We start from the raw sequence: 24,547 nt of genomic DNA, 5'->3' as shown, positions 1-24,547 counted from the left end.
GTGACCTTGCGAATCTCGCGGTCGTAGACCTCGACCCCTTCGCGGCCGCCCTCCGCTGCAGGCCGGTCGCCGCCTGCAGGACGGGCCCCGGAGGGGTGGGCACCCGTGGACGCCGGAGCCGTCCTGCACAACGCGTGCCAGGGGCAAGGGAGTGCCGCACAGCGGCGGGGACAGGCGGGCCCCACACCGCGATCGGAGCCCGCCCACCCATCAGCTGGTTAACCAACGTCCCTGGGCAGTACGCCTAGTCGCGCGCCCGCCGCGAGTACAACGCAATGACCACGAGCACGATCGCGCCATAAATGAGCTGTTGGATGTTCGAGCCGAGGTTGGCCACGGCAACCAGCGTCGCAACCTGCCCGAGCACGAGCGCGCCGCCGAACGTGCCGACCATCGAGCCGCGCCCACCCGCGATGGATGCCCCACCCACCAACACTGCAGCCACGGACCCCAGCAGGTAGTCGGCCCCCATCGTGGCCGATGCCTGCGCATAGAAGCCAACGAGCACGATCCCGGCGATCGCCGCGATCACACTACTGAGTGCGTAACCGGCGATACGAATGCGGTCCACAGGCTGCCCGGCAAGCTTCGCCGCCTCGGGCGCTGAGCCAACCAGAAACAGCGAACGGCCCCAGCCCGTGTAACTCAAGATGAGCTGCAAGACGATCATGAGCAGAAGCCCGAGCGGAAGCACTGCGGCAATTTTGACGCCGAATAGGCTGAACTTGGTCGCGGTCAGCTGGGTAAGCAGGTGCGGGATGACCGTTAACTCGGAGTTCTTGAACGTGAGCAGCAGTACTCCGAAAAGTAGCCCGTTCATCGCGATCGTCGTGACGATGGGCGTCAGGCCGAGCTTGGCAACGATCACGCCGTTCATGAGGCCGATTGCTAGCCCGCCGAGGAGAGCGCCGATGAGGCCGCCGAGCGGGCCGAGGGGCCCGATGAGGGTCAGGAAGGTGAGCGCCGAGAACGCGATCGTGTTCGGTACCGAAAGGTCCACCCCGCCCTGGATGACCGCGGCCGTTTGCCCGAAAGAGGCGATGGCCAGAATCATGGCGAAAGTTGCTGTGCCGATCAGTGAGTCGATGCTCAATAACCCGGGGCGGATGAGCCCGCCGATAAGAAAGAGCGCCACGAAGACGAGCAGGGGCCAGGCGCTGCGAGGCATGCGGGAGACAATTCTTGCCAGGTTTGTGACGCGGGTTCTCGTGTCATCCACGGTCTGGATTGCTGTTGTTGTGGTCATGATCGAACCCGTCTGATCGCGAGGTAGGTAGTGCGCCAGATCACGGGCACGCCCACCACGGAGATGACGATGAGGGCCGAGATCACGTATTGCCAATAAGAATTGACGCCGGCGAAGAAAAGCAGGCTGCCCACGAGGCCGAGCGTGCAGGCAGCGAGGATGGTGCCGAGGATGCTGCCCCGACCGCCCGTGAAGGCAGCCCCGGCGAGTGCGACGGCAGCAATAGAGCTGAGCAGGTAAGAGTCACCGCTTCGCGGGTCGCCGGTGATGGTGCTGCCGGCGAGCATAATCGCGCCGAACGAGACGATCACACTCGATAGGGCGAACGCAGCCAGTTGGGCACCGCGGGCGTTGAGGCCGGCTGCGCGCACGCTGTCGGCACTCGAACCGACCCCATAGATGTGGCGACCGAGGGCCGAGCGTTGCAGAACCAACCACAGCGCCACACCGACGATGGCGAGCCAGAAGATGGAGATCGGTAGATAAGGCAGCAGTTCGCCGCTCGTTGCGAGGTAGAACGCTGGGGTTATTCCGCCACCCGGGCGGTCCATGATCTCGCGGGTGATCGAGCCGATGATGAATGCGCTGGCGAGGGTGACGGCGATCGCTGGCAGCCGGAGGTAGGCGACCAGGAATCCGTTGAAGAGGCCGCAAGCGAGTCCAGCGCCGATACCGGCGAGCATCGCCAGTGGTACGGGAAGGTGCTCCATCGAGAGGGCGAAGACCACATTCGAGAGGCTCATGATGGCCCCGATGGAGATATCGATGCCGCCGACGAGCACGATGATGAGCTGGCCGAGGGCTGCAAGCGCGAGCGGCACCACGAGATTTGCCGCCGATTGCAGCTGAAAACGGGTGAGCAGGCCGGGGTTGATGATCACGTAGACGATGAAGAACACGAGAAACGCGGCGACCGGTGCAACGGCACCCTCGCGGCGCAGGCGTGTGACGCCGTGCGCATTCCAGGCCCGGCTTGGTGCAGTGGGGAGAGTCATGAAATCTCTCTCTGTGAGACGCCCGGTGAAGCCACGCCAACGGCCGCCCCGACTACGGCTTCAGCAGTGAGCCGGTCGCCTTCGAGCTCGTCGGCGATTTTGCCTTCGTAGAGCACCACAACGCGGTGGCAAATGTTGACGAGTTCTTCGACCTCGGTCGAGAACCAAAGCACGCCAACGCCCTGGCGGGAGAGCTCGATGATCGCTTTATACAGTTCTTGCTTCGCCCGCACATCGATGCCGCGGGTGGGGTCGTGCAGCAGAATCAGCGTTCGGCTCCGGTCGGTCCAGCGCCCGAAGACGATCTTCTGCTGGTTGCCACCCGAGAGAGCGCCTGCGTTCTCGAGCGGGCCGCGCGTGCGAATAGAGAGGGATGCGATCACCCCGGAGATCCACGTCTTCTCACTGGCAAGTCGTGGTCGCCCTCCACGCTGAAAAGGTTTCAACCACGGTGCGAGCAGGTTTTCACCCACTCCGAGCTCGAGCGCGAGCCCCTCGACTTTGCGATCCTCGGGCACATAACCGGCTCCGAGCCGCACCGCCTTCACCGGGGTGAGGCGGCGAACGGGCCTGCCTCCGAGCATCCACTTGCTTGCTGAGGCCGGCGTCGCGCCGAATAGCGCGCGAAGAAGTTCGCGCTGGCCGTGCCCCTGCAAACCGCCGACTCCCAGAATTTCGCCGGGCTTGATGAGAATCGAAATGCCGTTGAGCCCCTCGGCGACCAGGTTCTCAATCCGCAGAACATCTGGCTTCGAACTCACGGGCAGCGGTGGCGATGAAGGAAAGGCTTTGGAAGCTTCGCGCCCCGCCATCATCGAAATGAGCTGGTCTTCGCTCCAGTTGCCTCGGCTGAACTCGCCAGCAACCCGACCGTCGCGAAGCACGGTTCCGCGATCGGCGATGACAGCCAGTTCGCTAAGCCGGTGCGACACATAGATCACGCTTGTGCCGAGCGCGGTCAGTTCGCGAATGCGGCGAAACAGCCATTCCACCCCGGGAGGGCCGAGGGCCGAGGATGCCTCATCGAGGATCAGTGCCTTAGGCGCGCCGGTGATGGCGCGCGCGATTTCTACGAACTGGCGGTCGGCGAGCGAAAGGCTCGAGACGAGTGCGCGAGCGTCAATGTGATCGAGTTCGAGCCCCGCGAGCAACGCCGTTGCTGCGTGAATCGATTTGCGCTGCGAGAAACCGCGCAACGCGGCGCCGTCGGGCAGGGCCAGGTTTTCGGCCACAGTCCAATCGGGCACAAGGGCGAGTTCTTGAAAGGCGCAACTGACACCGGCGAGGCGGGCGTCTTTGATGCGGCCAGAAACGAGGGCGATTCCGCCCGCCGTCACACTGCCCGAGGTTGGCACAACAGCGCCTGCGAGCATCTTGGCGATGGTGCTCTTGCCGGCACCGTTCTCGCCGATGAGCGCGTGGACTTCGCCGGGCAGGCAGTAGAACGAGACATCCTGCACAGCCACGACGGGTCCGTAATGTTTGGTGAGGTTCTGAACAACCAGCAATGCGTTCGAGGGCGCGGGCGGCGCCGCGACAGGTGTCGCGACGCCATCCGCTGTCAGTACAGTCATTTATGGTGCCTAACTTGCCGTGAGATGGTTACTTGCCCTGGTAGTAGGTCACGACATCGGCGACCTTGATGTCGAGGCCGGGGAAGTCGTAGCCGAGTTGAAAGTTTGCCGCCTGGTCTGGCAGGCAATAGGTCTTGGCGTTCGCAGCGGTGATTTCGAGGGGCGGGAAGAGCTGAGTCTTGGCGATCTTCTTGCCTTCGAGGAGCTTCACTGCCTGCTCAAGGCCCTTGGCATAAATGGCGGGCTGACCGAAGACCATGTCGCCTTTGAGCCCGGCTGCGGCGTTGTTCGAAAGCTCACACGCTTCGCCGTTGTAGCCGGAACCACCAACGGTCGGCACGAACTTGAGGCCAGCAGCCTTGAACGCCTCGGGAACACCCTGGCCGCCAGTGAGGAACGAGTACACCCCTCCAACATCGGGGTTGGAACGAAGAATGGTCGCCATGTTCTGCTGCGCTGTCGCTTCGTTCCAGCCGTTGGTGCCTTGCGCCACGATTTCTGCGCCGCCGTCCTTCAGTATCTTGAGGACGCCAGGCATCGTTCCATCGTTGAGCGGAACGCCAGCGAGGCCCTCGAGAACGGCCACCTTCTTGTTTGTGCCGAGGTTGGCCAGAAGCCACTTCGCACCGATCGTGCCAGCGTTGCCCCAGTCGGTCGAGACCACGTAGACGTCTTTGCTGTCGTAGGGGCCGCCGTTGGCGATCACCGGAATCTTCTGGGCGGTCGCCTGGGTGATGGCCGCATTGGCTCCGGATGATGAGGCCGGGTCGAAGAGAATGGCGTCAACACCCGAGGCGATGAGGTTCTGCATTGCTGCGTTTTGCTGAGCCGCATCGTTGTCGTTGGTGCGAACGATCTTGAGGGTGACTTTGTCTTTGTAGGCGGGGGAGTGAGCGAGCGCCTGAAGGGCCGCAAGGCCGGTTTCGCGCCAAGCCTGGCCGCCCAGAGGCTGCTCGAACCCGATCACGAACTTCTTATCGGTTTTGGCTGCTGCTGTTGCTGCGCCGGGTGCGCTGCTGCAACCGGAAAGGAGGCCAATCGCTGCAATTGTTGCGAGCGCGGGTAGAACGCCTCGTCTCACGACATGGGTACTGAAGTGCCTCATTGTTTCTCCTTTGAAACGCAGTGTGATTGCCTCGGCCGAGCGAAACCCCGGTGATGCCGCAGTGCCAGGCGAGTGATTGATTGGGACACTAGCGCATTTGTAATAGCGTTACCAGTAGCGCTAACATTTCGAGCAGCAGCTCAGTACGTGCCACCAACATTCGCAACGAAGCGAGAGGAATCGACGTGACAACCATCACCCCAGACGTCGTAGTGCGAGCCAGAACCCAGCGCATCGGCGTGATCGGTGCCGGCATGATCGTCTCCGAAGTGCAGCTTGCGGCCTACGCCGAGGCTGGGTTCGATGTGGTGGCAATTGCCTCCCGAACGCAAGCCAAAGCGTCGGCGGTGGCAGCGCGTTACGGCATCGGTACAGTGCACGCCACGCCCCGCGAACTCATCGAAGATGAGCGCATCCAGATTCTCGACATCGCATTTCCGCCCGATCTGCAACCCGATCTCATTCGCCACGCCCTCACGCAGCCGCACATCAAAGGCATCCTTGCGCAAAAGCCGCTTGCTCTCAGCCTCGAAGAGGCGATCACGCTGCGGGATGAAGCGGCCGCCGCCGGCAAGATTCTCTCGGTCAACCAGAACATGCGTTACGACCAGAGCATCCAGGTGCTTTCACAAATTCTCGATGCGGGCGAACTCGGCGAACCCGTCATCGCCTCGATTGACATGCGCGCCGTGCCACACTGGCAAGATTTCTTGAGCGAGTACGATCGCCTGACGCTCGCCAACATGAGCGTTCACCATCTGGATGCCCTCCGTTTTCTGTTCGGCGAACCGATCGATATCTTCACCGCGGCCCGCACAGATCCACGTACCCACTTCGCCCACACCGACGGCATCGTGGTGTCGACCCTGCGTTTTGAGAGTGGCCTCATCGCTGTCTCGCTCGAAGACGTGTGGGGCGGCCCCAAGACCGATGGCTTCGTATCGGATGACTACATCACGTGGCGGGTGGAGGGCACGGCGGGAGTCGCACAGGGCACCATCGGTTGGGCAACTGGTGTGCCATCCACTATTCGGTATTCGTCGAACATTTCGACCAGCGGCCAGTGGGTAAGCCCGAGCTGGGATACCCACTGGTTCCCACACGCGTTCATCGGCGTGATGGAGCAGCTGCAATATGCGATCGAGTCGGCAACGGAGCCCGCCCTGACCGTGGCCGACAACGTCAAGACGATGGCGCTGGTCGAAGCCGGGTACCGCTCAATTGCCGAAAACCGGCCCGTGAAGCTCAATGAATTTTCCCTCTCTCACTAGCAAAAAGAAGGAGCACTACGAAATGATCCAGGTAGGAATCTTCAGCGGATACTTTCCGTATGACCTCGAAACGACGGCGAAAACCATTCGCGGCCTCGGGTTCAACACCGTTCAGCTCGACCTCCAGTTCAAGGACATCGACCTCTCGGCCGGCCAGATCACAGACGATAAGGCCAAACGGGTTCGCGACACTTTCCGGGACAACAATCTGCCCATCTGCGGCATCTCTGCCTACACGAACATCGTGCACCCGGATCTCGACGAGCGCGGCCGGCGAGTCGGCTACCTCAAAGAGATCCTGCGCAATGCCCGCAAGTTCGGCACCCCCTACGTGATCAGCGAATCGGGCACCTTCAACACGGAGAGCGACTGGTCGCCCGACCCGAAGAACAACACACCCGAGGGTTACGACGCGGCGCGCCTGGTGCTCGAGGACCTCGCACAGACCGCTCACGACCACGGCGCAGTGTTCCTGCTCGAGACCTATGTGAACAACGTGATCGGTTCGCTCGATGAGACCGTCCGCCTCTTCGACGACGTTTCCGGCCCCGGCATCGAACTTCTCATGGACCCGACCAACTACTTCGAATCGCACAACATCGACGATATGGATGCCGTGCTCAATGAAGTATTCGACCACCCCATCACGGACCGCATCAAGATCGCGCACGCCAAAGATGTGAAGCGATCGGGCGAAGACAAATCCGAGAAGCACGCGAGCATTGGCAACGACGATGCCCCCGAGTCGCACACATTTCGCGGTGTTGGCGAGATCGAATTGCCCGCCGCCGGCCTTGGTGAGCTCAACTATGACCTCTACCTGCAAAGGTTGAGCCAGAAGCATCCAAACGCACCGCTCATCATCGAGCACCTCGATGAGAGCGATGTTCCCCGCGCCAAGCGCTTTGTTGACGACACTTTGAAGAAATACGGTATCTGAGATGACCTCCGTCCTCCCGAATCGCACGGCAATAATCACCGGTGCCGCCGGCGCTCTAGGGCGCGCCACGGCGCTGCGCCTCGGGAAGGACGGATTCTCGATCGCCGCGTTCGGTCGGGCCGGCGAGGGCCTGACCGAAACGCTGCGGCAACTCGTGGATGCTGGCATCCGAGCCATCGCCGTCACGTGTGATCTCCACGATGCTGACGCCATCGATCGCGAGATCCGCACCGTCGAAGCCGAGTTCGGACCCGTGACGGTGCTCGTGAACAATGCGGCGATCTACCCGAACACGCCGTTTCTCGAGATACCGATTGCCGAATACGACGACGTTGTCGCCGTCAACCAGCGCGCCTACTTTGTGGCCGCACAATCGGCGGCTCGCTTGATGGTGCCGCGCGGGCACGGTTCGATCATCAACATCGGATCGATCACCTGGGGTGGGGGATGGGCGTCGCTTGCGAGCTACGTCACCACGAAGGGTGCCTCGGTCTCGATGGCGCGTGCATTGGCGCGAGAGTTAGGGCCCCACAACATCCGCGTCAATGTGGTTTCGCCGGGCGCGTTTCCCACGGACGCCGAAAAAATTCACGACAACCCCGAAATCTATACTCAGTTTGTGCTCGATCACCAGTCGCTTAAGCGTCGCGGTGCCAACGAAGAACTTGCCTCAGTGGTCTCATTCCTAGCGGGAGACGATTCGAGCTTCGTCACCGGTCAAACGATCAATGTCAACGGTGGCTGGACGATGGACTAATCATGGATATTTTTGGACACGACCTCAGCGCGGCACAATTGAAACGCCGAACCGGCGACCTCTCGGCCATCGCTGGCATCCGCCAGGTGGTTCTCGACAACGGGTCCGAGCGGGGTGTTCGAGCCGTCGAGGTTCGCACCGCCGCCGGTCTCGAGTTCGATCTCTTAGTTGATCGCGCGCTCGATATCGGCAACGCACGCTTCAGGGGCGTGCCGTTCGGCTGGCGTTCGGGCAATGGTTTCCGGCACCCGGGCCTGCACGAGCACAATGACGAGGGCGGCCTCAGCTGGCTGCGCTCCATCGACGGTCTGCTCGTCAGCGGTGGCCTCGACCACACCCTCTTCGGTGGAACAGTGGATTCCTCGAACTACGCGTATCCCCCCAAACCAACCGTCACGCATGGCTTGCACGGCCGTCTCACGGCAATTCCCGCCCGACTGCTCGAGGCTGGCGAACACTGGGATGGCGAGAGCGGAACACTGAAGGTTTCGGGCGAGGTCATCCAGGCGACAGCGTTCGGTGAGCATCTGAGACTGCACCGAACTGTGGAAGTCGACTTCGATGGCAAAGAGATTCGCCTGCACGATGTTGTCGACAATCTCGGGTTCGAGAAGACCCCGCATATGTACCTCTATCACCTCAATTTCGGCTGGCCGTACGTGGATGCCGGCTCCGAAGTGGTCGCGCCGATCAAGTCTCACCTCTGGCAATCGGATTCGATTGCCGAGCAGCGCATCGGCTACCGCATACTGCCCGAGCCGATTCGCGGTTTCGTCGAGCAGGTCACCGAGCATGAGCTCGTGGCCGGCCCGGATGGTCGTCACCGGGTCGCGCTGATCAGCGGTGATGGCGGGCGAGGCATCGAATTGAGTTGGGATGCCGCCACCATGCCCTATTTCTTCGAGTGGCAGAACCTGCGCGACGGCCAATACGCCCTCGGCCTCGAGCCCTCAACCAACCGGGTTCAGGGAGAGACGGCGGCGCGGGAAGACGGCAGTCTCACCTGGCTCGAACACGGCGAGTCACGCGAATATCGCACGACGATCCGCGTGCTCGACGGTGTGGCTGAAACCAGCGCGAGTCGCGCGGCGATCAGGGCGATCTATGGCCAGCCCGAGTGATTAGTCCACGCTCCGCTTCTTCCCAGTAGACTGAATGTTAGCGCTAGCAGTTGCGCTGCCATCCCTGAAAGGCCTCATGACTGACACCGGCTCAACCTCTCAAGCCACCGGCATCCTCGCCGGCTATCGCGTGCTCGATTGCTCGATCGCGATGGCCGGCCCGTTCGCCGCGCAACGTCTCGGCGACCTCGGGGCCGATGTCGTGAAGGTCGAACCCATAACGGGAGAGTGGCAGCGTCACGCCGCCGCCGGCGGGGCCGCAGGCAACAAGATCAACGTCTCGTTTCTTTCCCTCAACCGCAACAAGCGGTCGGTCGCCATCGATCTCAAGTCTGACGGCGGCAAGGACACCCTCTACGAACTCGTCAAAACGGCTGACGTCTTCCTGCAGAACTACCGCCCAGGCGTCGCAGCGCGACTCGGCGTCGACTACGAATCACTCAAAGCGATCAACCCCAAACTCATCTACATCTCCATCTCGGGTTACGGAGAAGACGGCCCATACAAAGACCGCCCCGGCCAAGATCTGCTCTTGCAAGCCATGTCCGGCGCAATGAATTCGAGTGGTCGCGCGGGGGAGCCACCGACGCCAGCAGGGCAATATCTGGTGGACGCGATCACGGCATCCACGGCGTTCGAAGGCGCCCTCGCGGCCCTTCTGCACCGCGAGCGCACGGGCGAAGGCCAACTCGTGACGGTAAACATGCTCGACTCGATCACCACACTGCAAATGCAGGAGCTCTCGGTTTTCACCGTCGGCAAAGTGCCGCAAGAGCGCAGCGAAGAGCCGCACGCCCACGTCTACATTCGTGCGCCGTACGGCACGTTCAAAACGCTCGACGGCTTCATTGCCCTCGCCATGCCAGCCCTCGATGAGCTGGGCAGGATCATCGGTGAAGACAGTTTTCTGAGTATGTCGAGCGAAATCCACGGCTGGACCCACCGCGACGAACTGCACCGCAAGACGGCAGCCAAACTCGAAACACAAACAAACAAATACTGGTTGGATGCCTTCGCCGCCAGCAACATCTGGGCCGGCCCGGTCTATGGCTACGAAGACCTCCTCAACGACCCGCAGATCGCCCACAACGGCACTTTCGTCGAGTACGAGCACCCGACCGAAGGGCTCGTGAAGACACCCGGGTTTCCGTACAAGTTTTCCAAAACCCCACCGCAGGTCTACCGCGGAGCACCGCTCACCGGCCAGCACACGCGTGAGATTCTGGCCGAAAGCGGCATCTCCGAGGAGCGCATCGATGAGCTGCTGAACTCGAAGGCAGTCGGAACACCATCGGTCGAAATCGCTGCCGCCTCCTAATGTCGTCGTATGCAGGTCTCACTTGGGATCATCCACGGGGCCGAACAGCGTTGCTGTCTGCCGCCGCTGATATCAGCGGCTCGGCCCTCTCGATCGACTGGAAGGTACAGCCCCTCGAAGGCTTCGAGTCCAGCTCGATTGCCGAAAATGCCGCGAATTACGATCTCGTGGTGCTCGATCATCCCCATCTTGGTGATGCCGTCGAGGGCGGTCATCTCTTGCCGCTCGATGAGTATTTTCCGCATGTTTTCGAAGCGGTCGGCCCAAGCCTGGAAAGCTACCGCTACGAGGGCAAACTGTGGGCTTTGCCGCTGGACGCTGCGACTCAGGTCTCCGCCTCCAAGAATCTCTCCGAAATCCCCACCACCTGGGATGACGTTGTCGCCCTCTCGCACAGCGCCCGCGTTGCCCTCAATCTCGCCGGCCCGCACGCATTTCTCACGTTCTGTTCTATTGCGGTTGCCATTGGTGAAGAGCCGAGCCGCAGCGCGCCGTTCATCTCGCCCGAAACGGGCATTCGCGTGCTCAATCTCATGACCGACATTTCCAGCCGAGCGCCCGTTGGCACCGAGTCTCTCAACCCCATCGCGCTGCTCGAGCTCATCCAGAACACCGACGAGCTCGCCTACTGCCCGCTCATTTACGGCTACGTCAATTACTCCAGCGCTGTCGCATTCGGCGACGCTCCCGTTGTGAAAGAAGGCGGCCGGCACGGTTCGGTGATCGGCGGCACAGGCATCGCCATCAGCGCACGCTGCGAGGTCACGCCCGAACTGCTCGACCATATCCGCTGGCTGATGTCGGCCAGTGCGCAGCAGCGCTACATTCCGCAGCACGAGGGCCAGCCGTCAGCGCGGGATGCCTGGACCAACGAGGCCGTGAACCGCGACTCCCACGATTTCTACCGCAACACCCTCGCCACGATCGACGATGCTTGGGTGCGTCCGCGCTTTGCTGGGTTCGTGCCTGTGCAGTCCGCGGCATCCGCCATCATTCGCGAAGCCGTGATCAACAGAACGGCCACGGCGGCAACCCTTGAAGCGCTCAATCAACTCTTCCCAGAGAAAGCAGCAGCATGACCACCGAACTTCCCTTGCTTCAGAGCAGCAACGTGCTTTTCACCGTGGCCGATTCTGTCGCCGTCATCACCATCAGCCGCCCCGAGAAGCTCAACTCGGTCACCGCTGAAATGTCAGACGACCTCGTTCGCGCCGTCGAATGGTGCAACGAATCGGATGGCGTCCGCGCCGTCGTGCTCACGGGTGCGGGGGAGCGTTCGTTCTGTGCGGGCTCGGATATTCGCGAACTCGACAACTACAAAACACCCTTCGATTTCGGCAATCGCCGTGACTATTGCGACGCCATTGCCGCACTCAGAAAACCGATCATCGCGGCCGTCAACGGCTATGCCTTCGGCGGCGGGCTCGAAACGGCTCTCACCTGCGACATCCGTATCGCCTCCGAGACCGCAAGCTTCGCGGCCCCCGAAATCAAGCTCGGCTGGATTGGCGGGGGAGGCATGTCGAGCCTGCTCGCCCACTCCATCGGTTCGAGCAACGCGGCCCTCATGCTGATGACCGGCGACCCGATCAGCGCGGCGAAGGCCGAGGCATGGGGGATCGCGAGCGAAGTTGTCGCGCCGAACGAACTGCTGCCGCGCGCAATCGCACTCGCCAAAACCATCGCATCCCGACCGCCGATCGCTGCCGAAACGGCGAAAGCGAACCTGCACGCAGCATTCAACCTGCCGCAGGATCAGGCCATTCGCTACGAACGCGACCTGCAGACCATCTGTCTTGCCACCGAAGATGCAGCCGAAGGGCGCGCAGCTTTTGCCGAGAAGCGCCAAGGCCTCTACAACCGTCGCTAACCATAAGGGACCCAACAATGACTTCATCTGATTGGACTGGTGGCACCGAAGCCGCGCTGCCCATCGATCGGTACGCCGGCTCACTCGCGGGCCGCGTCTTCAATCCGGCGGTGGAGGGCCCCTCGGTTGTGGCCTTTCGCGAAGACGGTGTCTTTGACCTCAGCGCAACATTCGCAACGATGCGAGAACTGTTCGAAGAGGCCGACCCCGCGGCTTCCCTCGCGGCTGCAGAGGGAGACAGCCTCGGCAGCTTCGCCGATGTTCTAGCCAACACCGTGCCCGAAACCCGTGACGACTCCAAGCCGTATCTGCTCTCGCCCATCGACCTCCAGGTCGTGAAAGCGGCCGGTGTCACGTTCGCCGTTTCGATGCTCGAACGCGTGATCGAAGAACGTGCGAGAGGGGATGTGGAGGCCGCGGCCAGCATCCGCGAAAACATCATGCGTGAAATAGGCGGCGAGTTCTCCATCATTCGCCCAGGTTCTGCCGAAGCGATCAAACTCAAAGCACTGCTCATCGAGCAGGGGTTGTGGAGCCAGTACCTCGAGGTGGGCATCGGACCGGATGCCGAGATCTTCACCAAAGCACCGATTTTGGCGACGGTCGGCACGGCAACCGAAGTGGGCGTTTTGTCTACCTCCAATTGGAACAACCCGGAGCCCGAAGTAGTGCTGGCCGTGGCATCGGACGGTCGCATTGTCGGTGCGAGCCTCGGCAACGACGTGAATCTGCGGGATGTCGAAGGGCGGTCAGCGCTGCTTCTACCGAAGGCGAAAGACAACAACGCGTCGGGCTCTCTCGGCCCGTTCATTCGCTTCTTTGATGCTGGGTTCAGCCTCGACGACGTGCGGGCGACGACCGTCACGCTGCAAATCGAAGGCGATGATGGGTTCACCCTTCACGCCACTTCGCACCTCGACCAGATCAGCAGAGACCCCGCTGATCTCGTGGCCCAACTCATGGGCGAGCATCACCAATACCCCGACGGCGTTGTGCTGTACCTCGGCACGATGTTCGCGCCGGTGGTTGACCGTGCCGAACCCGGCCAGGGTTTCACCCATCACGTGGGTGATGTCGTCAGAATTTCGGCCCCGCTGCTGGGTACTCTGGTGAATCACGTGCAGTTTAGTGAAAGGTGCGCCCCGTGGCAGTTCGGAGTGGCAGCGCTGATGGCAAACCTGGCCGAAAGAAATCTGCTGTGACCGCGGATCCTCTCGGACCGCCACTCACTCGCCGCGCCACGCTGTCAGTGACTCTGAACGACGTCGCGAGCCTTGCCAACGTATCGCCGCAGACGGTTTCTCGTGCCATTCGCAACCCGGAACTGGTCTCCGAACGAACCGTCACGCGGGTTCAATGGGCGATCTCCACGACCGGTTATGTGCCGAACCTCGCTGCGAGCAACCTCGCCTCTAATCGAAGTAAAACGATCGCGGCAATCATCCCCACCATCAGCGCGTCGGTTTTTGCTGACGCTCTTCACGGTTTGGACGCAGTGCTGACCCCGCACGGCTACCAACTCTTCATCGGTGCCACCGATTACAGCATCGATCGTGAAGAGGAACTGATTCGCGCGTTCATGGGTCGTCGACCTGACGGGCTTTTCATCGTCGGGACAAAACACACCCCCGCCGCGACCCTATTGCTCAGAAAGTCACGCATACCGATCGTCGAGGCATGGAACTGGACGGATGAGCCCATCGATAACCTCGTCGGGTTCTCGAACAGCGACGCAATCGAAGCGATTGTCGAATATGTTGTCAGCAAGGGGTACAAACACCCGACCTTCGCTGCATCATTGCAGCCCGGTGACTCACGCGCACTCGACCGACAGGAGAGTTTCGCTCGAACCGTTGCCCGGCTACTCCCCGGAGAGCCCCCTCGCGTTGTCGATTCCGGCACCGGCGTCATAGACATGGATGCCGGAGTTCGTCTCCTCGACATCGCCCTCAAACGGCACCCCGAGACCGACGTGCTCATGTTCGCCAGCGACATCTTTGCTGCCGGAGCGCTTCTCGAATGTCGCCGCCGGGGGATTTCCGTCCCCGGCGACCTTGCCATCACAGGGTTTGGAGACTTTGAGATCTCTCGCCATCTGCTACCGACGCTCACGACCGTCGCAGTTCCCAACGTCGAAATCGGCACTCGCGCCGGCGAGCTTCTCATCGCTCGCATGAGTGGCATCGGCGAAGAATCCGAAATGGTCGATCTCGGCTTCTCCGTGGTGGCGCGCGAGAGCGCCTGAGCCCTTTTTCTTTCATGCACAAAAGTTAGGAATCTCTTGATTACCACGACTAACCCGAGGACAGCTGTCGAATCGGACACCGCCCTCGGGCCCACCGCGACCGATGACGTTGCGTCAATCGCTTCCCTTGCGAGCACCGCATTCGCCACCATCCAGAAGTCCAGCCGCCTTTGGCGGGCCGGGCTCCTCGACGCGCTGGCCGACGCCCTCGAGGCGAACCGCGCCGAACTTGTCGCCACCGCTGAGGCGGAGACGGCTCTCGGGCTGCCACGGCTCACCGGCGAACTGACCCGCTCTGTGTTCCAGTTCCGACTGTTCGGCGAAGCGCTCCGAGATGGGGGGTACCTCGATGCGGCCATCGACCACGCAGGCCCGACCCCCATGGGTCCCGGTCCCGATGTGCGGCGAATGCTCATACCGATCGGTCCTGTCGCGGTCTTCGGGTCGAGCAACTTTCCGTTCGCTTTTTCTGTGGCGGGCGGCGACACGGCATCGGCGCTCGCGGCAGGCTGCCCGGTTGTACTCAAGGCGCACGGGTCGCATCCACTCGTGTCTCTCGCCAGTTTCACAGTCCTGAACAATGCCGCAGTCGCCTACGGTGCGCCAGCGGGCACCCTGGGGATTGTCTACGGCACCGCGGCCGGAGCGGCGCTGGTAGCCGACCCCAACATCAAAGCAGTCGGCTTCACCGGGTCACTTTCTGGTGGCCAGGCGCTCATGGACATCGTCTCGGGACGTGAGGAACCGATCCCGTTCTACGGCGAACTCAGCAGCATCAACCCGCTGATCATCACGCCTGCGGCAGCGGCAGCGCGAACCGCGGCCATCGCCGAGGGCCTGTTTACTTCTTTCACCGCATCATCCGGCCAGCTGTGCACCAAGCCCGGCATCGCATTCGTTCCCCGAACGAATGCCGGACGCGTGCTGGTGGAGGGCATCATCGATCGGGTCAATGCCGCAACCAGCAACCCACTGCTCAACGCGCGCATTTTTGAATCGTTCGGCGAAATAGAATCACGAATCGAGAGCGTTGGTCGCGCAGCGGTGAGCGCCGTGGGAACAGTCTCAGGTGACGGATTCCAGGTCGCACCGCGATTGTTGACCATAGACGCCTCAGACCTCACCGCGGCGACTTCGGAGGAGGCGTTTGGCCCACTGCTGGTGGTCGCCTGGTACGACGATCTCCTTGATGTAGATCGCGCCTTCGGAGTGATTCCCAATTCGCTCACTGCCACGATCCACAGCGAACCTGGTGACGATGAACTCGTCGCTTCCCTCGTCGAAACGGTCAGCCCGCGTGCCGGTCGACTGGTCTTCAACGGCTATCCGACAGGCGTCCGAGTCAGCTGGGCGCAGCACCACGGGGGCCCGTGGCCCGCAACCAATTCGCTCCACACTTCGGTTGGTGTGACCGCGGTGCGGCGTTTCTTGCGCCCGTTCGTTTGGCAGGATGCCCCCGAAACACTATTGCCGACCGAACTGCGCGACGCCGACACATCTGTTCCCCGACGCGTAGATGGGGTGCTCACTCTGGCAGGATGATGCGGCAACCTCGCGTGCCACTCTTCTGACCGGCCAGCGCGAAGCCGTGACGGCCGATCTGTACACCGTCACGTCCGCCCGATGTGGTCTCCGGATCTGTGATCAATACAGCGACCGCCGGGGGTAGTGCCCCGAATGGAAAGCCTGTGGGCTCGCGCTGATGGCCGCGGAGAGGTTTCGTCGGCGACGCTTGAACTGGAAGAGATCGCGGAGACCGCCTGTGCGCTCAGAGCAGCACGGTGAGTGCGGTGTGAACTCACTCAGATGGCAGCGAGTTGCGCGCTAAACGTGCGCCCCGGTGTGCTCCGTGCGAGGCAGCGCCACGTCGCGCGTGCAATACGCGCATACCGAAGCCGCGACCGGGATCGACGATAGGCAATGCGGGCAGTCATGCACGGGTGTTGGTTCCTCTGCGGTGGGCTTGAATCGATCGAGCAGCCTGCCGAACGGCACGACCACCAGAAAATACACGACGGCCGAGACGATCAGGAACGAGATGAGGAGGTTGAGGAAGTCGCCGTAAAGGAATTTGGAGTGGTTGACGGTGAACGACAGGTCGGCGAAGTTGGCCTGACCACCGATTGCGGCGATGAGGGGGGTGATCAGGTCCTTCACCAAGCCGGTCACGAGCCCAGCGAAGGCGGCACCGATGACGAAGGCGACGGCTAGATCAACCAAGTTGCCGCGAAGAAGAAACTTCTTGAACCCACCCATGGTTGTCTTCCGATCGCTCTACCTAGAGACCGTGACCTACGGTCAGTCAGGTCAGTTTGGCCGGTCTCGCGATGCGACGCAAGGGCGGCACGCTCGTTGCCGCGCACGCATGCCGCTTAGCGCGTCCGCTGCTCGAGCCTTTCTCCGGCGCAGGCGACGACCCACGAGCCGGCGCGCCAGACGCCGGTCGGGACCGATTCTCGTTCACACCAGGCGGGCGGGCGAACTTCCGCACCAGCTCTCCGGCGGACAGCGTCAACGCGTGAACATCGCGCGGGCACTCATGAATGACCCGAGCGTGCTGCTCGTCGACGAACCAACCAGCGCCCTCGACCAGGATCGCGGGGCGAGAATCATCGAGCTGATCCTGCGCCTCACGGACGACCTCAACACCTCCACTCTGCTCGTCACGCACAACCTCGTGCATCTGCCGCGCATGCACGCGGTCGTGCACATGGTCGACGGACGGCTGTCCGATCGCGTGCTCGCCTGACCACGCCCGATCATCGCCTTCCTGAATCCTCACCCCCGCTCTGCCGAAGCAGGTATTCTGGTGCGTTGACCTTCGGCAACCCGCCAATACACATGGAGCAACCGTGACCACTGAAATGACCTGGATTCCCCCTGCCGTTCTCGCAACTCTCACGGAAGAACTCGCCCACCTGACCGACCTCCCCAGCCCAAGCAACACCGAGCTCGAAAGAACCCGCGAAGTGCGACGGCTGCTGCGGAGTGCAGAAGCCACGATCAAACCGGATGACGGACTCGTCGAACCGGGAATGCGCATCACTGCTCGGCTCGCCGGGGAAACCCGCGCGACCGTGTTCCTGCTCGGCGACAGAAACCTGTCAGCTCTCGACCCGAACGTGACAGTCGATGTGTATTCCCCGACATCGCCCCTCGGGTCCGCCATTATCGGCAGCTATGTCGGAGACGTCATCAGCTACACCACGCCGTCCGGCTCGCAGATGACCGTGGAGATACTCGCTGCGGCGCCCTACACGGGCTGATCCCTCCTCGGCTCGATCGTCATGACGTAGGTCAAAACGTCCCTGAATCGCCGTCGGCTAATCAGTGGGTTCCCGCTTCACGTCCGGGGCACCCCACTAATCAGATGAGCCGACTACGACGGGCCGATAGCTCCGTGCGACATGGCGGTCGGGTAGTCGATCGCCCTCGCCGAAGAGCCGGTCCCGGAGGCTCTGCCCATCGACGTAGCTCTCTCGCAGCCGTCCGCGTCGACGGAGCACCGGCACGATCAGCTCGACGAAGTCCTTCAGCGTGTCGAAGCTGTGGTACTGCCGCAGGTTGATTCCGTCGATGCCCTCCTCGTCCAGCCATCGCTCGATGTCATCGGCGACCTTCTCGGGAGTCCCCGCGCTGAAGAAGGGCCCCGACCAGGACTCGTCGATCAGGGCGAGGAACTCCGCGATGGTCTTGTCCCGTGGCAGCGTGGCCGCAGCGGGGTGCTGGCTCTTTCCGTCGATCGCGAGCGCCTCGCCGAGCGTTCTGTCGAGGGGGTGTGCGAGCGCGTCGAACGGAATGCTCGCGTGAACGAGGCGCCCCCGCTTGCTCGCGTGGTCCCTGTACAGCGCGAGCTTCACATCCACTTCGGCCTGGGTGCGCGCGGTGATGACTCCGGCCTGCACGAGGAAGGCGATGTCATCGGGACGGCGGCCGTTCTCGACGGCAGCCGCCCGGGCCTCCGCGGCGACCCGGCGAACCTGGGTGCCGCCAGTGAACACGACCTCGGCATGCTTTGCGGCACGGGCGATGCCCGCCGACGACGCCGTGGCGAAGAACAGCACGGGAGTCCTCTGGCGAGACGGCTGCGACAGGTGCGGCCCGGCGACGGAGAAATGCGTGCCGACGTGGTCGATGCGGTGCACCTTGCTGGGATCCGTGTAGAGGTTGTTCTCGCGGTCGATGACGACGGCATCGTCCTCCCACGAGCCCTCCCAGAGTTTGTAGAGCACTTCGAGGTATTCCTCGGCGATTTCGAAGCGAGTGTCGTGCGGGATCTGGTCGTCGAGTCCGAAGTTGCGGGCCGCGTTCGGCAGGTAGGAAGTGACCACGTTCCAGCCGACCCGTCCGTCGGTGAGGTGATCGAGCGTGCTCATTCGGCGGGCAAACGCGAAGGGCGGCTCGTAGCTTGTGGAGAAGGTCACGCCGAACCCCAGATTCTTCGTGACCGCCGCCATGGCGGGCACCACGAGCATCGGATCGTTGTTCGGAATCTGCAGTCCCTCCTCGAGGGCCGCCGCCGCGCTGTCGCCGAAGACGTCGTAGGCGCCGATCACGTCCGCGAGGAAGATCGCGTCGAATCCACCGGCCTCGGCGAGTTGGGCAAGCTCCGTCCAGTACCCGATCTCGTTGAAGCGATGCCGATTGTTGCCGGGGAGCCGCCACAGACCGTGGGTGATGTGACTGACGCAGTTCATCTCGAAGAGATTGAGGATCAGTTTCTTGGGTGCGGTCACCGGTGCTCCTTTGGGGTAGTGCTCAACCTTTGCCACGGAAGTTCGGATTTCGCCACTTCATTACTCCCGCCTACGAAATGTGTCCCTCCGGCGTCGCATTGGATGCACCGGGTTGCGATTCCTGTTTCCGTGGTGGCTTCAGACCACGGCATCACTCGAGGAGTCACAACCACATGCCCAAGAAGACCTCCGCACTTCTCCCCACGCTCGCGCTCGCGCTTGGCGCCGCCCTCGCGCTGACGGGATGCGGTGCAGGAACCGCGGCCCCCGCCGGCAACGCCGCGGCAACAAAGGTTCTTGGCGGAACCATTCAGTACGCCCACCAACAGGAACCGTCGTGCGTCTTCGGCGGATGGATCGAGCAGGCGTACCTGTCGTACCAGGTGCTCGACAACCTGGTCTCGCTCGACAGCAACCACAAGGTCGTCCCCTGGCTCGCCGACTCCTGGTCGACCTCCGCCGACGGTCTCACCTGGCGCTTCACCCTGAAGAAGGGCGTGACGTTCACCGATGGCACCCCGGTGGATGCCGCGGCCGTCGCCTACAACTTCGACTACTGGCTCAAGGGCGGCAACAGCACCGCCCAGGTCTGGCTCGCCGGGTACTACAAGTCGGCGCAGGCCGTGGACTCGCAGACTCTCCAGATCACCCTGAGCGCGCCCTATCCGCGTCTCGCCGACACTCTCACCCAGGGCTATTTCGGCATCCAGTCGCAGCACGCGCTCACCACGCGCACCGCCGCGCAGAACTGCGAGGCCCCGATCGGATCGGGAGCGTTCATCGTCAAGAAGTGGAACCGAGGGCAGAACATCCTGCTCACGCGCAACACGAACTACGCGTCGGCCCCCGCGAATGCGAAGCACTCCGGCGCACCATACGTGAACGCGATCGACTGGAAGTTCGTCCCGGACGCGACCACTCGCGCCGCGGCGCTCAAGTCCGGCCAGGTCGATGCGATCTACGACGTTCCGTCCATCGAATGGTCCACGCTGAAGAGCGGCGGATTCCAACTCGACCGCTACGTCACGCCCGGTCGACCGCAGCAGCTGACCTTCAATCTAAGCCGCGCGCCGTTCAACGACGAGAACGTGCGCAAGGCGTTCGCCTACAGCCTGGACCGCAAGGCGATCGTGCAGACCATCGGACGCGGAGTCATCCCGTTCGAGGGCAACGGTGGCGTCAGCCGGACCACCCCCGGCTACAGCACGGCGGCGGCGGGCGCGTACACATCCGACCCGGCGAAGGCGGAGGCGTTGCTGGATGCTGCCGGATGGACGGGGCGCGACAAGGACGGCTACCGCACGAAGGGCGGAACGACGCTCGAGGTCGTGCTGCCCTACGGCGCGGGCTCGATCATCAACGCGGATGGCGCCGCCATCCTGCAGGGGATCCAGGAGCAGGCGAAGGGCGTCGGCTTCAAGGTCAGGCTGGTCCCGGTTCCGCAGAGCGAGTTGTTCGCGGGCGCCTACGCCAAGCCGACCGAGAAGGACCTGTCGGTCGGGTACTGGACCGCCGTGACCTCCGGAATCCTCTATGTCAACTGGAAGCAGAGCACCGCGGCCGCGCCGAACTACAACAACGCGGCGTTCGTCAACCAGCCGGAGCTGGAGAAGATCATCCTCGCCGCGAATTCGGAGTCGGATGTGGCAAAGCAGAACGCGCTCTACGAGCAGGCGCAGCAGTACATCGCCGACCACGCGCTGGCGATCGGCGTCTATGACCGCCTGAGCACGCTGGCCGTCTCGCCCAGGCTGAAGGGCGTCTGGCAGGAAAACGCCCAGGGAGGGCCGGTCTTCGATGACGCGTACTTCGTCAAGTAGTCCGGCAGTGTCGGCTCCGAGCGCTCAGTCGCTCGGGGCCGCCCCCCGCTCGGGCGCGCGTCTCGCGCGCCTCGCGGGCGGCAAGCTCGTCAACGCCGTCGTCGTTCTCCTCGGTGCGGCCACCACCGCCTTCGTGGCGCAGGCCTCGCTCCCGGGCGACCGGGCCACGGTCATCCTCAATATCCGCGCCGGCCAGGCGATCCGCCGCACCGCCGCCGAACTCGCGCAGATCAACGCCGAGTACGGGCTGAATCACCCCCTGATCGTGCAGTACTTCGACTACATCCGGGGTCTCGTCACCGGCAACCTCGGAGTCTCCTACCAGCAGTATCGTCCGGTGGCACAGATCATTGCCGAGCAGATGGGGCCGACAATCGTGCTGTCCCTCACGGCCATCGCGCTGTCCTGGGTGATCATGATCCTCTGGGTGACACTGACCGCTGGGCGGTCTGCGCGGGTCAGCGCGCTCGGGTCCGTCGTCGACACCACGGCCGCGGGACTTCCCCAGTACTGGCTCGGCATCATCCTCCTGCTCGTTTTCGCGCTCGGCCTCGGGTGGTTCCCGGTCATCAGCGGAAACAGCATCGCCGGCCTGCTGCTGCCCGCGCTCACCCTGGCGATCCCGCTCGCGGGATTCATGGGTCAGGCGACACGAGCCGAGTTCGAGAACTCCCTCGAGCAGCCGTTCGTCATCTCGGCCCGGATGCGGGGGATGGGCGACTTCGAGGTCCGCCTCCGCCACGTGCTGAGGCACTCCATCCTCCCCGCCGTCACCCTGTCGGGATGGGGGCTCGGAGCGACCCTGTCCGGCGCGGTCGTCGTCGAGACGGTGTTCTCCCGGTCCGGCATCGGCCAGGTGCTCGTGACCGCGGTCAACTCGCAGGACCTCCCCGTGGTGACCGGAATCGTCATTCTCATCGCCACGCTCTACGTCGTCGCGAACGTGCTCGTCGACATCGCCTACGTGCTCATCGACCCGAGATTGAAGGCCCAATGACATCCCTCCTCACCCACAACGGGATCCTCTCGCCCCGGCGCGTCACGGCCGTTCCGCTCGGGCTCATCGCCTCCGTCGCCACCGTCGTGCTCTTCGCGATCGCGGTGGCGTCTCCCGGGCTGATCGCCACCCACGGGCCCTTTGCCCTTCACCTGCAGGAGTCGCTGCACGCGCCGTCCCTCACCTACTGGTTCGGCACCGATGAGTCGGGTCGGGACCTGTACAGCCGGGTGGTCTATGGCACGAGCCAGTCACTGCTGATCGGCCTGGGCGCGACCGGCGTGAGCCTCTCCCTCGCGGTGCTGCTCGGGTCGATAGCCGCGCTGTCGAACCGGTTCGCGGCCGGGGTCGTCAACCGCGTCATCGAGGTGCTGTTCTCCTTTCCGACCCTGCTGCTCGCCCTGCTGCTGGTCGCCATCCTCGGCCCGTCGATTCTCACGCAGATCTTCGCCGTGGGCATCGGAACCGCGCCCGGATACGCCCGGATCATCCGAGGCCAGATCCTGTCGGCGAAGAACTCCGGCTACGTCGAGGCAGCGATCTCGCTCGGGCACAGCCGACCCCGCATTCTGCGGCAGCACATCATCCCGAATGCCCTCCGCCCCCTCGTCGCGATCATCGCACTGTCGGTCGGCCAGTCCATCGTCTGGGCCTCGAGCCTGTCGTTCCTGGGTCTCGGCGTCGCGCCGCCGTCGCCCGAGTGGGGCGCCCTCCTCGACAGCGGCCGCGCGTACATCACGCAGGCGTGGTGGCTCACCGTCATCCCGGGGCTCGTGATCGTCGCGCTCGCGCTGGCGGCGACGACTCTCGGCAAATACATCCAGAAGGCACTCGAGAGGGGCGAAAGATGACCGGAATCGTCGAGACGAGACGCATCGAGGATCGCGTCGTGACCGCTCCACACGGGCGCGAGGGTCGGCTGAGGGTCGCGAACCTCAACGTCAGCTTCACCCGCGGCGGCACGGAGCACCACGTTGTTCACGACGTGTCGTTCACGCTCGAGCCCGGCGAGTGCGTCGCCATCGTCGGAGAGTCCGGCTCCGGTAAGAGCGTCACCGCGAGGACGATCGTCGGGCTCACCGGCGGGCGGTCCACCGTGACGGCCGATGAGATCAGCCTCGATGGCGAGAGCCTGATCGGCGCGACCAAGCGGCAGTGGCGCTCGACCCGCGGGCGGCGCATCGGCTTCATCCTGCAGGATGCGCTGGTCTCGCTCGACCCCCTCCGCCCCGTCGGCAGGGAAATCGACGAGGCCTTGCGGCTGCACAACTGGGGAAACCGTTCGGAGCGCAAGAGGAAGGTCCTCGACCTGCTCGATTCCGTCGGCGTGCCCGATCCGCAGAATCGTGCCAGACAGCGCCCCGACGAGTTGTCCGGTGGCCTGAGGCAGCGCGCGCTGATCGCCTCGGCGCTGGCCCTCGACCCGGAGATCATCATCGCCGACGAGCCCACGACGGCGCTCGACGCTACCGTGCAGGCGCAGGTGCTCTCGCTCATCGCCGACATGAAGTCGCGCGGGGTCTCGGTCATCCTGATCAGCCACGACCTGTCGGTGGTGGCCCAGTTGGCCGACCACATCCTCGTGATGAAGGGCGGGCAGGTGCTCGAATCGGGGGAGGCGCATCAGGTGCTGCACGATCCCCGGCACGACTACACGCGGAGCCTGATCGACGCGGTGCCGAGCGAGCACACCCGTGGCAAGCCGCTCGGTCCGCCCGTCGAGATCATCGCGACGCCGCACCCGCCCCGGGTCGCCGAGGAGTTCGCCGACTACGACGGACCGGTGCTCGAGGCGAAGCATCTGGTCAAGCGGTTCACGACGCCCGATGGCAGCGTCAGCGTCGCGGTCGACGATGTGTCGTTCACCCTCGCGAGGGGGGAGACGCTCGGGATCGTGGGCGAATCGGGGTCGGGCAAGAGCACGACCGCGCGACTCGCCCTCGCCCTGTCGCGCCCGGACGGTGGTTCGGTGTCATTACTCGGCCGGGACTGGACGACCCTCGCCGAACCTCGCCGGCGCGCCCTGCGGGGGCGGATCTCAGTCGTCTACCAGGACCCCTTGAGTTCGTTCGATCCGCGCTGGAATGCGGAACGCATCCTCCTCGACAGCCTGCCCGCCGAACTCGACGGCGACTCGGCTGCGCGTCACGCGCGGGTTCGCGAACTGGCAGGCCAGGTCGGCCTCCCCGAGGATGTGCTCCGCCGCTTCCCGCTGCAACTGTCCGGCGGGCAGCGTCAGCGCATCGCCATCGCGCGGGCGCTCGCGCCGTCGCCGTCGGTGATCGTGCTCGACGAGGCAGTCTCGGCGCTCGATGTCTCGATCCAGGCGCAGATCCTCGACCTTCTCGTCGGGCTGCAGAGGCAGCTCGGACTCAGCTACCTGTTCATCTCCCACGACCTCGGGGTCATCAGCCACCTGAGCGATCACGTGCTCGTGATGAAGGACGGCGCGGTCGTCGAGCGGGGGACTCCCGACCAGATCTTCAACCACCCACGGCATCCCTACACCCAGCAGCTCGTCAGTTCAGTGCCCACGCTGGACGACTGACCAC

General features: G+C 63.5%; 22 protein-coding genes. 16 read left to right on the top strand and 6 right to left on the bottom strand.

Annotation, left to right across the window (positions count from 1 at the left end; translation table 11 throughout):
* Nucleotides 1-244 precede the first annotated feature (244 nt).
* The 4 genes from FVP33_RS16295 to FVP33_RS16280 all read right to left on the bottom strand — a co-directional run bounded on the left by FVP33_RS16295 (nucleotide 245) and on the right by FVP33_RS16280 (nucleotide 4,920).
* Complete coding sequence (locus FVP33_RS16295) at nucleotides 245-1,168, bottom strand: ABC transporter permease (RefSeq protein WP_187270767.1); 924 nt, start codon at nucleotides 1,166-1,168, stop codon at nucleotides 245-247.
* A gap of 74 nt (nucleotides 1,169-1,242) precedes the next feature.
* Entirely contained in the window at nucleotides 1,243-2,241 is a 999-nt protein-coding gene (locus FVP33_RS16290) for an ABC transporter permease (protein WP_147784749.1), read from the bottom strand.
* Complete coding sequence (locus FVP33_RS16285) at nucleotides 2,238-3,815, bottom strand: sugar ABC transporter ATP-binding protein (RefSeq protein ID WP_147784748.1); 1,578 nt, start codon at nucleotides 3,813-3,815, stop codon at nucleotides 2,238-2,240. Before FVP33_RS16285 ends, FVP33_RS16290 begins: the two co-directional genes overlap by 4 nt.
* Before the next feature lie 28 nt (nucleotides 3,816-3,843).
* Nucleotides 3,844-4,920, bottom strand: a complete 1,077-nt coding sequence (locus FVP33_RS16280; protein WP_147784747.1) for a substrate-binding domain-containing protein — start codon at nucleotides 4,918-4,920, stop codon at nucleotides 3,844-3,846.
* A 185-nt stretch (nucleotides 4,921-5,105) separates the two neighbouring features.
* Here FVP33_RS16280 and FVP33_RS16275 point away from each other — a divergent pair, with 185 nt between their 5' ends.
* The 10 genes from FVP33_RS16275 to FVP33_RS16230 all read left to right on the top strand — a co-directional run bounded on the left by FVP33_RS16275 (nucleotide 5,106) and on the right by FVP33_RS16230 (nucleotide 15,984).
* Nucleotides 5,106-6,191: a Gfo/Idh/MocA family protein gene (locus FVP33_RS16275; protein WP_222706770.1), complete on the top strand. Its 1,086-nt coding sequence runs from the start codon at nucleotides 5,106-5,108 to the stop codon at nucleotides 6,189-6,191.
* Between the two features lie 22 nt (nucleotides 6,192-6,213).
* Nucleotides 6,214-7,131, top strand: a complete 918-nt coding sequence (locus FVP33_RS16270) for a sugar phosphate isomerase/epimerase family protein (protein ID WP_147784746.1) — start codon at nucleotides 6,214-6,216, stop codon at nucleotides 7,129-7,131.
* 1 nt (nucleotide 7,132) lies between these two features.
* Entirely contained in the window at nucleotides 7,133-7,888 is a 756-nt protein-coding gene (locus tag FVP33_RS16265) for an SDR family NAD(P)-dependent oxidoreductase (protein ID WP_147784745.1), read from the top strand.
* Between the two features lie 86 nt (nucleotides 7,889-7,974).
* On the top strand, nucleotides 7,975-9,009 hold the full coding sequence (locus tag FVP33_RS16260; RefSeq protein ID WP_222706769.1) for an aldose 1-epimerase family protein: 1,035 nt from the start codon (nucleotides 7,975-7,977) through the stop codon (nucleotides 9,007-9,009).
* A gap of 76 nt (nucleotides 9,010-9,085) precedes the next feature.
* Nucleotides 9,086-10,327, top strand: coding sequence for a CaiB/BaiF CoA transferase family protein (locus FVP33_RS16255; RefSeq protein ID WP_147784743.1), 1,242 nt, complete (start codon nucleotides 9,086-9,088; stop codon nucleotides 10,325-10,327).
* A 50-nt stretch (nucleotides 10,328-10,377) separates the two neighbouring features.
* Nucleotides 10,378-11,406 carry a type 2 periplasmic-binding domain-containing protein gene (locus FVP33_RS16250; RefSeq protein WP_222706768.1) on the top strand — a complete coding sequence of 343 codons (1,029 nt, stop codon included), beginning with the start codon at nucleotides 10,378-10,380 and terminating at the stop codon, nucleotides 11,404-11,406.
* Nucleotides 11,403-12,197 carry an enoyl-CoA hydratase/isomerase family protein gene (locus tag FVP33_RS16245; protein WP_147784741.1) on the top strand — a complete coding sequence of 265 codons (795 nt, stop codon included), beginning with the start codon at nucleotides 11,403-11,405 and terminating at the stop codon, nucleotides 12,195-12,197. Before FVP33_RS16250 ends, FVP33_RS16245 begins: the two co-directional genes overlap by 4 nt.
* Before the next feature lie 17 nt (nucleotides 12,198-12,214).
* Nucleotides 12,215-13,399, top strand: coding sequence for a fumarylacetoacetate hydrolase family protein (locus FVP33_RS16240; protein WP_147784740.1), 1,185 nt, complete (start codon nucleotides 12,215-12,217; stop codon nucleotides 13,397-13,399).
* 47 nt (nucleotides 13,400-13,446) lie between these two features.
* Entirely contained in the window at nucleotides 13,447-14,442 is a 996-nt protein-coding gene (locus FVP33_RS16235) for a LacI family DNA-binding transcriptional regulator (protein ID WP_147784739.1), read from the top strand.
* Nucleotides 14,443-14,478: 36 nt separating this feature from the next.
* Nucleotides 14,479-15,984 (top strand): aldehyde dehydrogenase family protein, encoded by a 1,506-nt coding sequence (locus FVP33_RS16230; protein WP_147784738.1) that lies wholly within the window; start codon nucleotides 14,479-14,481, stop codon nucleotides 15,982-15,984.
* 282 nt (nucleotides 15,985-16,266) lie between these two features.
* Here FVP33_RS16230 and mscL read toward each other — a convergent pair whose 3' ends face one another.
* Nucleotides 16,267-16,698 carry a large conductance mechanosensitive channel protein MscL gene (mscL, locus tag FVP33_RS16225; protein ID WP_147784737.1) on the bottom strand — a complete coding sequence of 144 codons (432 nt, stop codon included), beginning with the start codon at nucleotides 16,696-16,698 and terminating at the stop codon, nucleotides 16,267-16,269.
* Here mscL and FVP33_RS20250 point away from each other — a divergent pair.
* Entirely contained in the window at nucleotides 16,634-17,191 is a 558-nt protein-coding gene (locus FVP33_RS20250) for an ATP-binding cassette domain-containing protein (protein ID WP_425460955.1), read from the top strand. The two genes, mscL and FVP33_RS20250, sit on opposite strands and share 65 nt — an antisense overlap.
* Before the next feature lie 103 nt (nucleotides 17,192-17,294).
* Entirely contained in the window at nucleotides 17,295-17,708 is a 414-nt protein-coding gene (locus FVP33_RS16215; protein ID WP_246142384.1) for a GreA/GreB family elongation factor, read from the top strand.
* A 96-nt stretch (nucleotides 17,709-17,804) separates the two neighbouring features.
* Here FVP33_RS16215 and FVP33_RS16210 read toward each other — a convergent pair whose 3' ends face one another.
* A complete protein-coding gene (locus tag FVP33_RS16210) occupies nucleotides 17,805-19,178 on the bottom strand; it encodes an NtaA/DmoA family FMN-dependent monooxygenase (protein ID WP_147784736.1) in 1,374 nt (457 codons plus the stop codon).
* 173 nt (nucleotides 19,179-19,351) lie between these two features.
* Here FVP33_RS16210 and FVP33_RS16205 point away from each other — a divergent pair, with 173 nt between their 5' ends.
* From FVP33_RS16205 to FVP33_RS16190, 4 genes are read left to right on the top strand one after another with little or no spacing between them, the layout of a single operon-like run.
* The gene (locus FVP33_RS16205; RefSeq protein WP_147784735.1) at nucleotides 19,352-20,998 is read left to right on the top strand and encodes an ABC transporter substrate-binding protein; all 1,647 of its coding nucleotides are present in this window, start codon (nucleotides 19,352-19,354) and stop codon (nucleotides 20,996-20,998) included.
* Nucleotides 20,999-21,005: 7 nt separating this feature from the next.
* Nucleotides 21,006-21,995 (top strand): ABC transporter permease, encoded by a 990-nt coding sequence (locus FVP33_RS16200; protein ID WP_246142383.1) that lies wholly within the window; start codon nucleotides 21,006-21,008, stop codon nucleotides 21,993-21,995.
* Nucleotides 21,992-22,846, top strand: a complete 855-nt coding sequence (locus FVP33_RS16195) for an ABC transporter permease (RefSeq protein ID WP_147784733.1) — start codon at nucleotides 21,992-21,994, stop codon at nucleotides 22,844-22,846. Before FVP33_RS16200 ends, FVP33_RS16195 begins: the two co-directional genes overlap by 4 nt.
* Nucleotides 22,843-24,543 carry a dipeptide ABC transporter ATP-binding protein gene (locus FVP33_RS16190; protein ID WP_147784732.1) on the top strand — a complete coding sequence of 567 codons (1,701 nt, stop codon included), beginning with the start codon at nucleotides 22,843-22,845 and terminating at the stop codon, nucleotides 24,541-24,543. The genes FVP33_RS16195 and FVP33_RS16190 overlap by 4 nt, the downstream gene beginning before the upstream one ends.
* The last annotated feature ends 4 nt before the right edge of the window (nucleotides 24,544-24,547 follow it).

This window comes from Lacisediminihabitans profunda (assembly GCF_008040105.1).
Taxonomy (GTDB): Bacteria; Actinomycetota; Actinomycetes; order Actinomycetales; family Microbacteriaceae; genus Lacisediminihabitans; species Lacisediminihabitans profunda.
Note: the sequence above shows the minus strand (reverse complement) of the source record. Positions and strands in the feature narration are given on the sequence as shown.